Origin of the sequence: Methanobrevibacter cuticularis (assembly GCF_001639285.1) — an archaeon.
GTDB lineage: Archaea > Methanobacteriota > Methanobacteria > Methanobacteriales > Methanobacteriaceae > Methanobaculum > Methanobaculum cuticulare.
In genome coordinates this window covers 1-16621 of sequence record NZ_LWMW01000119.1, presented here as the reverse complement: position 1 = coordinate 16621, position 16621 = coordinate 1, and the positions used below count along the sequence as shown (strand labels likewise).

13 protein-coding genes are annotated in these 16621 nt (G+C 26.8%); 11 read left to right on the top strand and 2 right to left on the bottom strand.

Features of this window, described 5'->3' with window-relative positions; all coding sequences use genetic code 11:
* The 10 genes from MBCUT_RS07715 to MBCUT_RS07675 all read left to right on the top strand — a co-directional run.
* Positions 1-1134 (top strand): carboxypeptidase-like regulatory domain-containing protein (locus tag MBCUT_RS07715; protein WP_157082538.1); only part of this gene is annotated, 1134 nt, incomplete at its 5' end.
* A 354-nt stretch (positions 1135-1488) separates the two neighbouring features.
* The gene (locus MBCUT_RS07710; RefSeq protein ID WP_067260107.1) at positions 1489-2217 is read left to right on the top strand and encodes a TetR/AcrR family transcriptional regulator; all 729 of its coding nucleotides are present in this window, start codon (positions 1489-1491) and stop codon (positions 2215-2217) included.
* A 39-nt stretch (positions 2218-2256) separates the two neighbouring features.
* A complete protein-coding gene (locus tag MBCUT_RS10955) occupies positions 2257-2403 on the top strand; it encodes a hypothetical protein (protein WP_157082537.1) in 147 nt (48 codons plus the stop codon).
* Positions 2404-2443: 40 nt separating this feature from the next.
* Positions 2444-3904: a DUF116 domain-containing protein gene (locus tag MBCUT_RS07705; protein ID WP_067260106.1), complete on the top strand. Its 1461-nt coding sequence runs from the start codon at positions 2444-2446 to the stop codon at positions 3902-3904.
* Between the two features lie 308 nt (positions 3905-4212).
* Entirely contained in the window at positions 4213-5445 is a 1233-nt protein-coding gene (locus MBCUT_RS07700; RefSeq protein WP_169805424.1) for a prepilin peptidase, read from the top strand.
* 27 nt (positions 5446-5472) lie between these two features.
* Positions 5473-5676: a hypothetical protein gene (locus MBCUT_RS07695; protein WP_169805423.1), complete on the top strand. Its 204-nt coding sequence runs from the start codon at positions 5473-5475 to the stop codon at positions 5674-5676.
* Positions 5677-5724: 48 nt separating this feature from the next.
* The gene (locus MBCUT_RS07690; RefSeq protein ID WP_067260103.1) at positions 5725-6321 is read left to right on the top strand and encodes a hypothetical protein; all 597 of its coding nucleotides are present in this window, start codon (positions 5725-5727) and stop codon (positions 6319-6321) included.
* 226 nt (positions 6322-6547) lie between these two features.
* Complete coding sequence (locus tag MBCUT_RS07685; RefSeq protein ID WP_067260102.1) at positions 6548-7345, top strand: hypothetical protein; 798 nt, start codon at positions 6548-6550, stop codon at positions 7343-7345.
* A gap of 279 nt (positions 7346-7624) precedes the next feature.
* Positions 7625-8305, top strand: a complete 681-nt coding sequence (locus tag MBCUT_RS07680; protein WP_067260101.1) for a diphthine--ammonia ligase — start codon at positions 7625-7627, stop codon at positions 8303-8305.
* 1333 nt (positions 8306-9638) lie between these two features.
* A complete protein-coding gene (locus MBCUT_RS07675) occupies positions 9639-12323 on the top strand; it encodes a beta strand repeat-containing protein (RefSeq protein ID WP_067260100.1) in 2685 nt (894 codons plus the stop codon).
* Positions 12324-12543: 220 nt separating this feature from the next.
* Here the strand turns inward: MBCUT_RS07675 and MBCUT_RS07670 are convergent, their stop codons facing one another.
* Both MBCUT_RS07670 and MBCUT_RS07665 read right to left on the bottom strand, forming a co-directional pair.
* Positions 12544-13092 carry an AAA family ATPase gene (locus MBCUT_RS07670; RefSeq protein ID WP_067260099.1) on the bottom strand — a complete coding sequence of 183 codons (549 nt, stop codon included), beginning with the start codon at positions 13090-13092 and terminating at the stop codon, positions 12544-12546.
* A 20-nt stretch (positions 13093-13112) separates the two neighbouring features.
* The gene (locus MBCUT_RS07665) at positions 13113-13847 is read right to left on the bottom strand and encodes a 4-phosphopantoate--beta-alanine ligase (RefSeq protein ID WP_067260098.1); all 735 of its coding nucleotides are present in this window, start codon (positions 13845-13847) and stop codon (positions 13113-13115) included.
* A 529-nt stretch (positions 13848-14376) separates the two neighbouring features.
* On the opposite strand from MBCUT_RS07665, the gene pyrG reads away from it, so the two are divergent.
* A complete protein-coding gene (pyrG, locus tag MBCUT_RS07660; protein ID WP_281177979.1) occupies positions 14377-16008 on the top strand; it encodes a glutamine hydrolyzing CTP synthase in 1632 nt (543 codons plus the stop codon).
* Positions 16009-16621: the final 613 nt, after the last annotated feature.

The window sequence follows — 16621 nt, the reverse complement described above, 5'->3', positions numbered from 1 at the left end:
GATGTAATTGTTGATGTTTCTGGTTATTGGGAGTTAAATTATACTACTAATCGTACTGGCACTGGTTTAGAGGTTATTGTTAGTTTTGCTGGTGATGGTAATTATGATGTTTTTAGTAATTCTACTATTTTCATAGTAAATAAGAATAGTACTAATTCAAGTATTATTGTTAATCCTAATCCTGCTCAGATTGGTGAGAATGTCACTGTTAGTGGTCAGTTAGCTAATTATACAGGTATTGGTTTTGTTAATGTTACTGTTGATGGTAATCTCTTTACTGATGTAATTGTTGATGTTTCTGGTTATTGGGAGTTAAATTACACTACCAATCGTACTGGAACTGATTTAGAGATTGTTGTCAGCTTTGCTGGTAACGAAAATTACATAAGCTTTAGTAATTCTACTAGCTTTAATGTTATTAACTTAGCTGTTAATTCAACTATAAATATTCCAAAGGATGTTAAGGTTGGTAAAACCATAACAATCGATGGAATGCTTGTTGATGAAAATGGCAATCCAGTAGCTAACGCCCCAATCACTGTCACTGTTGATGGTAAAGTTTATTCTTTGATCACTGATTCTAATGGTCGATGGAGTCTTACTTATAAACCAACACACACAGGAAATGTTAATATTATGGTTGACTATGCAGGAAACGATAACTACTCTAGCTATACCAATACTACAACTTTTAGTGTGGTAAAAGGTCAAGCTATTGTTAATATGGATGTAGTTAAAAATTCTGATGGTTCTGCTGATGTGATTGTCACAGTAACTGATGAAGATGGCAATCCAATACCAGACTATGAAGTTAGTGTTGAGTTGGATGGTAAACATATCGGAAATATCGTTACTGATATTCTTGGTATTGGAAAAATTCATATACCAACTAATAAACTCAGTGATGGTCGCCATGTGATTACAGTCGCATCTGATAATGCAAACTACGATGTTAATCCAGTTTCAGTTGAATTTGAAACCCAAAACAACAACAATGATACTAATAATACTAATAAGACAAGTGATAATCCAGTAGCTATAGCTACTATGAAAAATACAGGAATACCGATAATAGCTATCATATTAGTGTTGATAAGTGTGTTTGGAATAAGCATTAGAAGAAAACAAGATTAAACATTTTTTAGGAGGACTTATTTATTTTCTCCCCTATTTATTTATTTTTTTTTATTCATATCTGTAATTTATTAACTAATTAAAGTTTTTTTTATTCTTTATTGATTAATTATAATATTAATAATATTATGAGAGTGTTTCATAATTACTTTTTCACTAAACAAATCTACAAGCTTTGAATAAATTATTCAAATAAATTAAACAAAAAAAAATCGCACTGATTTTTACAAATTTGTTCATACAAAACTTAATTATGAGACACTCCCATTTTATTATTTTTTTAACTAACATCTGTTAGCTTTATATAGTAAGTCCAATATATTGATACTAACAATCGTTACTTAGTGTGATTTTATGAATAAAATTTCAACAAAAGAGAAAATATTCAATGAGGCTCTTGATTTGTTTTCAGATAAAGGATACAATGAAGTGTCTATAAGGGAAATAGCTAAAAAAGTAGGGATAAAAGAAAGTTCTATCTATAACCACTATCTTAAAAAAGAATCCATTTTAGATAGTATCTTTGATTATTTCATGAGAAAAATGAATGAAACTTCAATTTCTCAAGAACATATGGAACAACTTTTAACTAAAAGTCCCAGAGTTCTGTATAATTTTGGCTCAGAACAAGTTAAATATCAATTTAGTAATCCAGTTATGATAAAAATTTTAAGATTGATTTTTATTGAACTTTATCACAACCAGAAAATCAGTGATTTCTTTCTAAAAGAACTTATTAATGGCCCTATTCTATTCTGGACTATGTTTTTTCAGAGTTTGATGGATAAAAAGATAATTAGAAAGAGTGATCCTAAGAAATTAGCAGAAAATTATTATAATTATGCTATGTTTAAGATCTTTGAAACTATGGTGCTTAAATATCCTACAAATCTTAATGAAAAAGAAATCGAAAAGGTTTTTAATGATATAGAATATCATTTCAACTTTATTTTAAGTGCAGTATCTATAGATAAAAATATTCATCTGAAAATATCAAATTCCAGTAAAGATGACATTTCTAAAACTCATTGTAATATAAATAATCGTAATATTGATTATAAAGAGAAAAAAGGAATGGAGTAGTAATGTTGATTATAAATAGAAAGAAGGAATGGAGTAGTAATGTTGATTATAAATAGAAAGAAGGAATGGAGTAGTAATGTTGATTATAAAGAGAAAAAAAGGAATGGAGTAGTAATGTTGATTATAAATAGAAAGAAGGAATGGAGTAGTAATGTTGATTATAAAGAGAAAAAAGGAATGGAGTAGTAATGTTGATTATAAAGAGAAAAAAGGAATGGAATAATATATGAAAAAGGATTCGGTTTATAAAAATATTCTTTATAATTTAGATTCTATTGATTCAAATTCAGATCTAGATATTTCTGAGGACTATTATTATTTAAAAATCAAAAAATTTACTTTAAGAGTTTTAAAAGAGTCAAAAATAGCTATTGGGCATATAATATCTGATTTTCAGAAATTTTCGTCTGAAAATTCGAATCATGAATCTCATCATTTATATAATAATATTTCTATAAATAGTGCTCAGTCTCGTGAAGAACAGGTTTTTGAACTACTATTACTTGGAACACTATGGAATAGCTATTTTAGCATAGCTCTAACTTTAGATCCTTTTCATCAAAAAATATTATCTAAATTATCAACTTTAAGAAATAGGAAAGAACTTAATGATTTAGAAGAAAAAGAAACTTATTTTTTAAAAGAAGAAATTGATGAGATAAGAGGATTGTTGGCTACTAAATATTTATTCAATAATGAAATTTTAGATATTGGCAAATCTAATGATATTGGTTTAGATTCTGTCATGGATTTAGATTCTGTCATGGATTTAGATTCTGTCATGGATTTAGATTCTGTCATGGATTCAGATGGGGTTGTTATGGATTCAGATTCTGTTGTGGATTTAGATGGGGTGGATATTGGTTTAGATTCTGTTGTGGATTTAGATGAGAATAATTTCAATGTAAAACATTTGAACTTGTTATTAAAATATTTAGAGGCCACAGGGGATTATGAGGAATCAGTAAAACACTTAACCTTTTGGGTAGAGTTTCTATCAAAGAAAACTGTTGAAGAAGTGGATGTTTATCTTAAAAAAATTTTATCTTTCTCGAAATGGTTTGAAAAAATAGCTAAAGAAGAACTTCATCAATACACTTCAAATGTATCTCATTTTAGAAGCACAAAACTTCAAAACCATCTAAACCAGGAAGACATTATATTTTGTGGAAGAAGGGAAGTAGAATACCATGTTAATATGTTTGGTGCAGAAATAATGAATCGTGTCTTTAGAGATGAATTTAAGAATAGAAATAGAATTATAATTATTCTACCACAATGTATGCAAATTTTAGGGAAATCCTATAGCAATAATTCTATTCAAAATTCTAGGTGTAAAGCTATTAAAGACAATTTGGGTGTGAAATGTATAATATGTAATAAAGATTGTAATATTGGCAAAGTAGCTATTAAAGGGAAAGATAAAATTAATTCAAAATATTTTGATGTGTATATAACATCCCATACCTCATCTATGCTGTCTAACCTTTCTGAAATGGATAAAAAGGAATTATCTGTTGTAGGGGTAGCTTGTATTAATAATTTGATTGAAGGTGGGTGGAAACTTAGTTCTAATGGAATTCCTGCACAATGTGTGATTTTAGACTATGTTGGGTGTAAACAACATTGGGATGATAAAGGTTTTCCAACAAATTTTGATTTAAGAGAATTAAATAAGATAATATAAGTTAAAATTAAATTCTACATAGGTTTATCTTTTGTTTATCTATTTTATCTTTCATCGTCCTTTTTAACTAAATTATGATTAACTAAATTATGATTAACTAAATTATGGTTAGATTGCATTGAATTCAATCTTTTTTACTTTATTTTATAACTTTCAATCTATTTTTTCATTTTATTCCAATTTTTTCTTATCATTATCATAGTACTGATTGATAGTAATACTAATTATTAAAAACATATTAAGTTTAAATATTACTTGTTCTAAATATATTATTATCAATAATTTATTAATTGAGTGATAGGATGTTCATGATAATATTTTTTAGTATAGCTATTACAATAATTTTAACAATAATAGCTGCCTTATTTGATTTAAAAGAAGGAATAATTCCTAATAAGTTAACATATTCATTGATTGCATTTGGTATAACTATTAATATCATATTCTCTTGGATATACGGAGATATTAGCTACACTGTAAATTCACTTCTATTAGGAGTAATAATATTTGTTACTAGCTATTTTCTATGGAAACTTCGATTATGGGGAGGTGGAGATGTTAAATTAATTACAGGCATTGCCTTTGCTTTACCTATCAATCCTATTTTATTTAAATGGAAACTATTCAGTGTGAATTTTCCAGCAATAGCTATTTATCCTTTTCCATTTTCTGTGATTTTTAACAGTATCATGATCTCTTTTCCATTTTTAATAGGAATTATTATTTATAATTCAATAAAGAATCATGATTTAGACATGAAACTTTTCAGTAAACAACTTTTCAGTATGAAACTTAATAAAATCAAAAAAAACTTTATAGATCATGGTGAAATTAAAGGGAATAATAGCTATTTAATTATCTTAAAACAGCTTATAATTAATTTAAAACGAACATTATTTCTTTCAAAACAAAACATACTTTTTTCATTCTTATTTTCTATAATAATCATTACTATAAAACATCTTAGTAAGATTAATAATATTAATAAAAATAATAACTTTAATTTTATCAATGATTATAATTTTCATTATAATTTTAATGAATATAATCTAATTTATACTATTTTTAACATCTTAATTGATATTCTTTTTGTATTAATTATTACCATATCCATTGGATTTCTATTTTCATTCATATTTAAAATTATTAGTTCTAATTTTAGAAAAATAGCTAAAATAGGACTAAATAATAAAATAGCTATTGATAAATTGGAAGAAGGAATGATTCTTGATGAGATACAAATCAATAAAGATGATGATAATGATATTCGGGGGATAGTTTTTAAATCTAACTCCAATATTCATGATTCTAATCAGAACTTAAAATTATTGAAATCTAAATCAGTAGCAGGATTGAATAAAGATGATATAAAACTTTTAAATAGATTATATAAAAATGATTTAATTGATAAGAGTATACCTATTAAAATTGGAATCCCATTTGGTCCATCAATAGCTATTGGTTTAATAACAGCTATTTTTCTTGGAGATATAGTTGTTTTGTTCTTTAATATATTGAATAATCTTTTCTTTTATATTTGATATTTAATTAGAGAATATGAATTTACAATGTTGATTGAGAAGATAATGTGGGGATATGAATTTACAATGTTGATTGAGAAGATAATGTGGGAATATGAATTTACAATGTTGATTGAGAAGATAATTAGAGAATATGAATTTACAATGTTGATTGAGAAGATAATTAGAGAATATGAATTTACAAACTTAATTAAGAAAATTGAGGATTTTAATCAGTGTATAATCTATTAATGAGTTTTAATTATAATCGATTAATGATCATTGATATTTGGTGAATATATGAAATTTAAAGAATTAATTGAAAAGAAATATATCAAATTACTGATATTTTTAATAATTTTAAAACATTTTAAATGTTTTGTTATTATAAATAATAGTATTAGAAGATTTAAAAAGAGTTTTAAATCGAATTTAAGCTATTTTAATGAAGTCGAAATATTCAATAATAAAAAAGGACAACTTTCTTTAGAGTTCTTATTGATTTCATTAATAGCTATTTTGATTTTTATCTCATTTTCATTGCCATTAGAAAATTTAGCCATTGATTTAACGTTGGACAGTACAAATTCCTTTTTAATAAAATCTGAAATAGCTAAGATAACTACTGCAATTGATGCTATTTATTCAAATGGGCCAGGATCTAAAAGGGTGATTGTAGTTGATGTTCCTTATGATACAAGAATAAATTTTCATAAAAATATAGATGGTGGAATGGCTGAGAGTGAAGTTACCATTGATAGAGATGAAAATAAAATAATTGAATTACCTTTTAAGGCTAATAATTCAGAAGGGTCTTTATATTTAATTAAAGGGTATAACAAAATAATTATTCAGTGGATTTATGGTGAAGAAGATATTAAATTTAACCTAAGTTAAATATTCCTTTCATCATCCAAACATTTATACTATAGTAATATCTTACAACAAATATAACATTAGTTAATAAATATATATTTGACATAATTTCATAATTCCCTATTTTATAAATAATATTTTCACATGATTATGTTTATAGTTTAATAGGTTTTTGTGTTGTATATAAATGATTTTTCATGTTTATAATCATGACTTTAATCATTTAATTTAGGTATGAGAGGATTTCATGGATATTCTAACTGCAAGTATTTATATTATTTTATTCATTGTTTTAATGATTCTTATTTTCTCAATGGGATTATCAGCACCATTAATTGAAAAAAAAGGAGCTGTTTTAGTTTTAGTTATTGGATTCATTGTAGGTATAGTAGGTGGAGCATTTTTTATCTCTCCAATTTATAGTGAGTTGCCTTATGTGGCAGGATCTTTACAAGAAATAATAGATGGTGATAGTGAATTCATTGGTATTGTAATAAGTCCTACTACAGATAATAATGCTTTAATCCAAAAACTTAATGCAACTGAAGGAGTCATATCTGTAACCAACAAAGGAATTTCTCTGAAAACAGATAATTTTAGTAGTGAACGAAAAGCTATTATTGAGGAAAAAATGCCAGATATCGACACTAACTTTAAATCTTGGACTGTTGATCCTTCTGGAGAAATAACACTAAACATAACTGAAAATTATGATCCTAATAATGCAATATCTCTTTTATCTGAGTGGTTAATGTTTACAGGAGGTATTAATACAAACTATGCACTTCTTCATCTTCAATTAAATGTTAAAGCATCTCATACTGAGGAAATTAAGAATTATCTAAATTCTGAAAACATAGTTGTTTCTTCTGTTGAGGGTCCAGTTCAAGATACCATAAAAAATACTAAAAATTCAATGCTAGATAACAATATCATTATTTTAGTTTCTGGTCTATTTGGAGTTGTTATTGCATTAATAGGCCTATTTTTTGATGAGATTATTCTGTTCTTTAGAAAGGTCATAAAAAGAATTAAAGATAGATAACTATCTAATATAATATCATTTTTAATTTAATTGAATGGTAAGTAATAGTTATTTATTTATTTTTCATGGTAGTTAATTGAGAATGGTGATTAATAGTTATTTATTTTTCATGGTAGTTAATTGAGAATGGTGATTAATAGTTATTTATTTTTCATGGTAGTTAATTGAGAATGGTGATTAATAGTAGTTTTTATTCATTAAATATAATAATAAATTAAATATAATAATTATCTAATTTTAATCGATTTATAGAGAAAATATAGAACAAGTTTTGATTTAATGATTTCGGCAGTACTTTTTTCAGGTGGAAAAGATAGTATAATGGCTTGTTTTGAAGCTATTAAAAATGGAGATGAGATAGCTTACTTGCTTTCTATGGAATCTGAAAATGATGCTTCTTATATGTTTCATGTTCCCAATATCCATATGGTTGATTTAATAGCTGAAGCTATTGAAATACCTATTATAAAAGCTAAAACCAAAGGAAAAAAAGAAGAAGAACTTGAAGATCTTAAAAATGAACTCATTAACCTTAAAAATTTGGGTGTTGAATCCATATACACTGGTGCTCTTTTTTCTATCTATCAAAAATCAAGAATTGATAATCTATGTTCTGAAATAGGATTGAAATCAATAGCTCCACTTTGGCATATTAATGAAGAAGAATATATGAATAGAATTATTGATTTAGGTTTTGAAATTATCATAGGTGGTGTCTTTGCAGAAGGTTTAAATGATTCCTGGCTTGGACGAACAATTGATAAATCAGCACTTAATGAATTAATACATATATCTGAAAAACACGGTATAAATTTAGCCTTTGAAGGAGGAGAAGCAGAAACATTAGCTATTGATGGACCTATTTTTAAGAAGAAAATCAAAATACTTGAATCTGAAAAACAATGGAACTATGATAATGGTGTATATAATATAAAAAAAGCTATTTTAATAGATAAATAATAAAAAAGCAATCATAAAACTATTCAATTTTAATTAAAAAAATCATTTCACATTCATTTTTTTGAAATATTTAATTAATCATTTTACATTCATTTTTTTGAAATATTTAATTAATCATTTTACATTCATTTTTTTGAAATATTTAATTAATCATTTTACATTCATTTTTTTGAAATATTTAATTCTTCTTAAAAATCATTATTTTTGTTTAAAATTTTCTTTATTTTCTTTAAAAGTATTTAATTTTGGTTAAAGATATTCTTCTTATTAAAGTATCTGAGAAAATTGTTAAAACAAGGGCAAAAATTATTGTAAAAAAAATTCTATTGAGAATAATCTCGAAAATCAGCCGAAAATAGCGAAAACAAATTAAAAAGCTTTATATAAATTTTAGGCAGATTATCAGAATTTTTAAGTAAAATTCATTGAGAAAAAAGTAGTCACAGACTTCGATATGCTTACACCATATTCCTAAAAGATGGATTAATACCTCAAATTTCAATGTTTGTGAAAAATATTTCTTAAAAACTCTTATAAAACAAAATAAAAGTCGATTTAAAACATTCAATGATTTTTTAAGCTATTTTCATGGATTCATGCAGAATTCCATTGATATTTTCAAAAAAAAATTTATTTATCTAACTCCCTAATTGTTGACAACCTTCTTATTTTTTTCATGTCTATTTTTTTGAGGTATTGTGGCTTGATATTTTCCGGAATAGTGGCTTATTATTCTGTAGTTAGATCATGGTGAGTATTTTTTTTGGGTTGGTGTAATATTTTACATATTGGTGTATAATACTTTTTTATTTGCTTTCTTTTTATGTATATATTTTTAAATGATAGTATTTTGTTATTGTGGTGTATTATTCTTTGTAATAAAAGAATGGGTGGAAAATTCGATGAGGAATTAGATAGCTTATTTTTGTGAAAAATATAATTTTTTGTGTTTAATTTTTGTGTGGATGGTTTTAAGTTCTTTAAATGTTTAGGGGGGGGGGGGTAGTCTATGGAATTAGTTCTGCTTTGTAATTTCTTCTTGTTTTATCATTGGGGTGTGTAGAAGTGATATCTTTATATATGGGTAATTACTATAAGTATGTTTGTCCAGTAATTAAAAATTAATAGTTTAATAGGATACTAACTGTTCTTTCAGTAACTAACAAGTTTTTTTCATTTATTATTTATGAGATGTTAGTTAGTAGGTGATGATTATTAAACGTTTTTTAGTTTTTAACTAATGGCTGGCATTATATTGAATATTAGATATTTAAGTAAAAACACGGTTCGTATATATTAATTAAATAAAAAAATATTGAGGTGAATTTAAATTATGTATAAAAATGAATTTAAGAAATTATCGACTTTCTTGATAATTTCCGCAATAATCGCTATTGGCGCTTTTTCTTTAATCGGCACAGCAAACGCAGCAGAAGTTACTATTAATAACACTACTACTATAAATGCATCAATCAACAACAATAGCTTTACAAATGGAAGTACTCTGTACTTAGAAGATGGTGTATACTCAGGAACAGGAAATAAAGCTCTCACAGTCAGCAAAAACATGACAATAGCTGGTAAAACCAAAGTTGGAGCAATAATCGACATGGAAAACAGTGGACGAGCATTCACAATAAACGCAGGAATCAACCTAACACTGATAAACATAACCTTCATAAACGGAAACACCACATCTAACGGTGGCGTAATCACATCAACTCAAAATAACACCATATTAACAATAACCGACTGCACATTCGAAAACAACACCGCAAATAATGATGGAGCAATTTATATGACTGGAGAGGGTTCCACTAATACTCTCGAAAATTCAGTGTTCAAAAACAACAAAGCAATTGTTAGTTATGGTGCTGTATATCTAAATGGAGTTAATAGTATTAATTTGGTTGATAATTGTACTTTTGAAAACAACACTGCAAATGATTATGGTGCTTTACGTATGAATGGAGTTGGTTCTAGTAATACTTTAAAAAATTCAGTATTCATAAACAACACTGCAATTAGTAGTTATGGTGCTGCATCTCTAGGTGGAGTTAATAGTATTAATTTGGTTGATAATTGTACTTTTGAAAACAACGCTGCAAGTGGTGTTAGTTATTCTGCTTTAATTATGATTGGAGAGGGTTCCAGTAATACTCTCGAAAATTCAGTGTTCAAAAACAACACTGCAATTGTTAGTTATGGTGCTGTATATCTAAATGGAGTTAATAGTATTAATTTGGTTGATAATTGTACTTTTGAAAACAACACTGCAAATGATTATGGTGCTTTACGTATGAATGGAGTTGGTTCTAGTAATACTTTAAAAAATTCAGTATTCATAAACAACACTGCAATTAGTAGTTATGGTGCTGCATCTCTAGGTGGAGATAATAGTATTAATTTGGTTGATAATTGTACTTTTGAAAACAATACTGCAGGTGTTAGTTATGGTGCTTTACGTGTGATTGGAGTTGGTTCTAGTAATACTTTAAAAAATTCAGTATTCATAACCAATACTGTAGGTGTTAGTTATGGTGCTTTATATATTGTTGGCGATGGTAGTGATTCTGTTTTGGATAATGTTACTGTAATTAATAATTCTGCGGGTATTAATGGTGGTGGAATAGGTTTTAGTGGTGATGATAATGTGCTTACTATTAAGGATAGTATTATAAGTGATAATACTGCTGTTAAAGAAGGTGGAGCATTATATGCTAGTGGTGATAATAAGACTATCAATATTGAAGGTAGTACTTTAGTGAATAATAGTGCTAAGACTGGTGGAGCATTAGATATTAATGGTGAAGAAGGTAAAGTCAATATAGATAATTCATTGTTTGAGAATAATTCTGCTAGTTCTAACGGTGGAGCAATAGATATCAATGGACAATCCCGCGAGACTAATATTAACAACTCTACATTCAACAATAATTCCGCTAAAAATGGTGGAGCAATCAACAGCAACGGTGATGATAATAATTTATCAATTAATAACACTGATTTCAACAATAACAATGCTATAAATAAAGGTGGAGCAATCAACAATAATGGCGATAATAACATTATTGTTTTGGATAATTCAACAGCAACTAACAACACTGCACCAAATGGTGGAGCAATTAGTAGTACTGGTGATGAAAACACAATAGCTATAGATAACAGTGAATTATCAGGCAATAATGACGGAATATTAAAAAGTGAAGGTGATGATAACAAAATCACAGTCGACAATTCTACTATAACCAATAACACAGCAAAAGATGGATTAATCACCAATGAAGGTAATAACAACAATGTAACTATCAACAACACTAATGCAACCAATAACACTGGTGATATCGTCTATAATACAGGTAATAATAATACTGAATCAGCTAACAACAGTACTATAATTGTTGATCTAACTTATGAAACAAATATTGATTTAGTGATTGTTTCAGGTAGTGGACAAATCACAATAGTAGCAACACTAACAAACAAAAATACTGGAGAAAAACTATCAGGTGAAAAAGTTTATTTCTATGTTAATGGTAAGCAAGTAGGTTCAGCAACAACCGATAAATACGGCGAAGCAAGATTTGTTTACAAAGTACCTAAAACAGGTAACTACAATGTTTATGCAAAATCCCAACAAACAACAATAACTAACGCAAGTGGAAATTATACATTCAAAGAATCAACAAGTGTAACAAAAACCTTAAATGTTAACAAACCACTAACACCAGCAAAAATAAAAGTTTACAGCAAAAAAACAACTTCAAAAAAGACTAAAAAACACAAAATCTACTACATAACCTACTCAATCAAAAATTATGGAGAAAAAACAGGCTCAAAGACATTCACAGAATCACTCAAAAACATACTCAAAAAACACAAACTCTACAAAATACAAACAACAAAAAACACCAAATACAACTACAACAAAAAATCAAAAATACTAAAAACAATAGTCAAAAACCTAGCACACAACAAAATAGCTAAAATCAAAATAACAGTATACAGAAAAGCCTAAAAAAGAACAAAAAGAACAGATTAATTTGTGCTATCTATTTTTTTGGAAAGAAATTAATTAATATAGCATTCTTTCCAAACATTTTTTCTTTATTTGAGGATTGGCCAAAAATATATTTTTTAAGAAAAATTTTTTTTATTTCTTAATTAAATCATTTTAATGAATCTTTGATTTATAAATTTAGACTTTTGCCCATCTCTCTATATTGGATTGGAAATAATTATCTTTGGTTAAATATATTCTTTTTATTAAAAAATTCATTAATTCTTTGTTCATAACTATCTAAATCATTTTCATTCTTTATTTGATAATCTGAATTAGCTATTACATCATTTATTCCAAAATTAATTTCACGATTGTCTCGTTCCTCAAATATTTTGAAATCATCTGAGTCATCAGCACGATTTCGATCCTTTAATCTTTGAAATCTCAGTTTATTACTTGCAAAAACAGAAATTAATTGAAATTCGGCGAAATTTTCTTTAAATAGCTGTACTTCATAAGGGCTTCGGATTCCCTCAATTAAAAACACCTTTTCATCGTTTTTTTCATAGCTATTTATTTCTTGTATTGTTAATTTAGCCACCACATACTGACCTTGCTCTTTTCTTAAATCAACAGCTGTTTCCCCACTTGATTTATTTCTTTTAATAGCTTCTTTTCTTATTATATCTCCCATATTAATAATAATAGCTCCTTTTTTTTTAGCTATTTTGGAGATTAAACTTTTTCCAGAACCAGGTAATCCAGATACTCCCATTACTTTCATTAAACTGCTCCTATTAACAATCAAGTCTTCTTAATAATTTCTAAAGATTCTTCAAGATTTATTTTATTTGAAAAATTATTTATCATACTTTTTAAATATTTATTATCTTTATTTTTGTATTTTTTAGCTATTTCAATCATCAAAGGAATAGCTCTAACAATATTATCAACAATAGTGATGTTTGCCATCTTTGCTGTTCTAGATAATGGATTCAAATCAATAGCTATTACATTTTTATTATTATTAACCAATATTTCAGCTCTATCACCATCTTCAAGTGAGACTAAAACAACATCAGCGGAATAGATTCCATTTTCACTAGCAGTAGCTCTTGGAGATTCAATTCCATCGATATATAATAACTTCTTATCATCGGTTCCTAAAACATTTATGTAGCCATGGCTTTCATATAATTCTTTCATAATAGCTATTCTTTCTTTGGTTCTATAAAAGAGGTTAATTTCAATTTTCGCATTAAGAATTTTAGCTAATTCAATGAATTCATTTATAACTAATGCAGTACTATTACCATTTACTGAAATAATAGGATTTTTTGCAAGAAGTAATGTAGCTACGGCTGATTCAATAGCTTTTCTCCCATTATCTGTGGTTCTTTCCCCTAACAAATAATCAAAAGCTTCTCCTCTCCCATGAGCTATCATTCCAGAATCAGCTAAATATCCTTTATCATGGGCCTTTTTTATCTTCTCACGTAACATAAGAGAAGTGTATCTAGGATGATTTCTAGGTATCATACATAGAATAAATATGTTTGCTATGATGTTTATATATTTTGTTGTTAAGAAGAATTCAAAAGAAAAAACAGAAAATGTCTTAAATAATGCTGAAACTTTTAGTAATAGATTTAAAACTTTTAACTAATAGTAAGTTCATTAATGTAAGTATATTATTGTCTAAAATAATTTTAAATAACTAGTTTTGAACTTAGTTCTTCTTTTTCTAGATTCAAATCTTTTTCATTTATTTTTTTAATGTATAATTTTTTTAAGGTAATATATTTAATCAATATAATTTATATATATAATCAATCTAATATGATAGCAGGATTAAAGCTATTCTAATGATCATTAATGAATAAAATATTTTTTGTTAATTTTTTTAAAGAGCTTTTTTATTTCAATTAATTTATTAGATAAGTTTGTTTATGTTGTGAGTTTATTAGATAAGTTTGTTCGAAGTTTACAGCATGGTTTTATTAAATAAAATTATTTAAAGTTTATATTAATTCAGCAAAATTTGATAATAAATAATCTAATTACATTATTGTATTTTAGTTATGGAGAGGATGTTCTGACAAAATATATTATTATAACTGGTGGGGTTGTTAGTTCAATTGGTAAAGGAATCACTTCAGCATCAATTGGGAGGATTTTACGTTCTTATAATTTGAAAGTAGGAGCTATTAAAATTGATCCTTATTTGAACTGGGATTCTGGAACATTAAACCCATATCAACATGGTGAAGTTTTTGTAACCTATGATGGAATGGAATGTGATCTTGATTTGGGTCATTATGAACGATTTTTAGATGTTGAACTTCCAGGTGTATCTAATATCACCACGGGGAAAGTTTACAAATCTGTAATTGAAAAAGAAAGAAGTGGGGATTTTTTAGGTGCTTGTGTTCAAATTATTCCTCATATAACTGATGAAATTAAATCCATGATTAGAACAATAACTGAGGATAATGATTATGATGTTATTTTGATTGAGCTAGGTGGTACTGTTGGGGATATTGAGAGTCAGCCATTTTTAGAGGCTCTTAGACAATTAAGAAATGAAGAAGGTCATGATAATGTCATGTTTGTTCATGTTACATTTGTTCCTTATCTCGATGCTGCAGGTGAGTTTAAAACTAAACCTACTCAACATAGTACAAAAGAACTTAGAAGTACAGGTATTTCTCCTGACATGATTGTATGTAGAAGTCAAGAGCCAATTGATGAAGATTTAAAGAAAAAAATAGCTCATTTTTGTGATGTGGATTTTAAAGCTGTGGTAAATGCTTCTGATGCTTCTTCAATTTATGAAGTTCCTCTTGTTCTAAATAAAGAGAATGTTGGTAAATTTGTAGCTGATAGAATAAAGTTAGATGTAGATACAGAATCTGCGAATCTTAATCAATGGGAAAATGTTGTTAAATCTCTTAAAAAAGATAATCCTGTTGTAACAATAGCTATTATAGGAAAATATATCTCTTTGGAAGATTCTTATATTAGTATTAGGGAATCATTGAAACATGCAGCTGGAAATATTGGTGTTAAGTTAGATCTTAAATATATTAATTCTGATGTAGATGAACTTGACTTTGAGGAGTTAGGTAGTTTAGATGGGATTTTGATTCCTGGTGGTTTTGGTGAAAGAGGCGTTGAAGGTAAACTTGATGCTGTTGAATATGCTATAGCTAACAATGTGCCTATTTTTGGAATTTGTCTTGGAATGCATTCTATGGTAATTCAATTTGCAAGGAGAAATGGTATGAAAACTGCTAATAGTACTGAATTTGACAAGAGTACTATATATCCAGTTATTGATTTAATGGAAGAACAAAAGAAGATCAAAGATATGGGAGGAACAATGCGTTTAGGTTCATACGATTGTAAACTCTTAAAGAATACTAAGACCTTTGATGCATATAATCAAGAGAATATTGTTGAACGTCATAGACATAGATATGAATTTAACAATGAGTTTAGAGATGAGCTTCAAGAAAAAGGTTTAATTATTTCTGGTATTTCACCAGATGACTTTTTAGTTGAAATGGTAGAGTTACCAAATCATCCATGGTTTGTAGGATGCCAATTCCATCCAGAATTCAAATCCAGACCTAATAATGCCCATCCCCTATTTGTATCATTTATGGATGCTGCTTACAAATATTCAAAAAACAAATAGCTAAACAATTATCTTTTTTTTTATATTATGGAGAAAATAATCGTTTCTTTAAATAATTCTTCTTTTTTTTAAATCATTTATAACTACTGATTATTATTATTATTATTATTATTAAAATAATGGAATTATATTTTAGAAAAAATTTAATTTCACTAATCGATGATAATATGATATTAATTTTTATTGAAATTTTATTTAAGATTTAATCATTTACTATATTTAAGTTTAATGAAATAATAATTAAAACAGATTTATATTAAATTTAAACCCATAATATCATAACAAAACTTTATAAAATCTAATTATTTTTCATGCTCTTGTAATAGTAAAGTATTGAGGCTGTCAATTTGTTAGTTGAAATTTTTTTGTGAAATTTCAGAAAAAATTTAGGTTCTTTAAACTATCTTTTTGATGGTTTTGTGCCGTAGGCACGTGTTTTTTTCTAAAATAAGAATAATAAGGTTTATATAGTGGGAGAGGCTAATGTTTAACTATGATAGTAGTAAAAACAACCTCTCCTATTAGTAATGTGTCTGATGTGCAATATAAATTTTTTGTTTTTGGATTAGAAGCTGATGAAAATTATAAGAAAAAGCTTGGTCGAAATAAATAT

What these genes read in the sequence shown, in the direction of transcription:
- MBCUT_RS07710 (WP_067260107.1), top strand. Translation starts at nt 1,489, where the DNA reads ATGAATAAAATTTCAACAAAAGAGAAAATATTCAATGAGGCTCTTGAT.
- MBCUT_RS10955 (WP_157082537.1), top strand. Translation starts at nt 2,257, where the DNA reads ATGTTGATTATAAATAGAAAGAAGGAATGGAGTAGTAATGTTGATTAT.
- MBCUT_RS07705 (WP_067260106.1), top strand. Translation starts at nt 2,444, where the DNA reads ATGAAAAAGGATTCGGTTTATAAAAATATTCTTTATAATTTAGATTCT.
- MBCUT_RS07700 (WP_169805424.1), top strand. Translation starts at nt 4,213, where the DNA reads ATGATAATATTTTTTAGTATAGCTATTACAATAATTTTAACAATAATA.
- MBCUT_RS07695 (WP_169805423.1), top strand. Translation starts at nt 5,473, where the DNA reads ATGTTGATTGAGAAGATAATGTGGGGATATGAATTTACAATGTTGATT.
- MBCUT_RS07690 (WP_067260103.1), top strand. Translation starts at nt 5,725, where the DNA reads ATGAAATTTAAAGAATTAATTGAAAAGAAATATATCAAATTACTGATA.
- MBCUT_RS07685 (WP_067260102.1), top strand. Translation starts at nt 6,548, where the DNA reads ATGGATATTCTAACTGCAAGTATTTATATTATTTTATTCATTGTTTTA.
- MBCUT_RS07680 (WP_067260101.1), top strand. Translation starts at nt 7,625, where the DNA reads ATGATTTCGGCAGTACTTTTTTCAGGTGGAAAAGATAGTATAATGGCT.
- MBCUT_RS07675 (WP_067260100.1), top strand. Translation starts at nt 9,639, where the DNA reads ATGTATAAAAATGAATTTAAGAAATTATCGACTTTCTTGATAATTTCC.
- MBCUT_RS07670 (WP_067260099.1), bottom strand. Translation starts at nt 13,092, where the DNA reads ATGAAAGTAATGGGAGTATCTGGATTACCTGGTTCTGGAAAAAGTTTA.
- MBCUT_RS07665 (WP_067260098.1), bottom strand. Translation starts at nt 13,847, where the DNA reads ATGATACCTAGAAATCATCCTAGATACACTTCTCTTATGTTACGTGAG.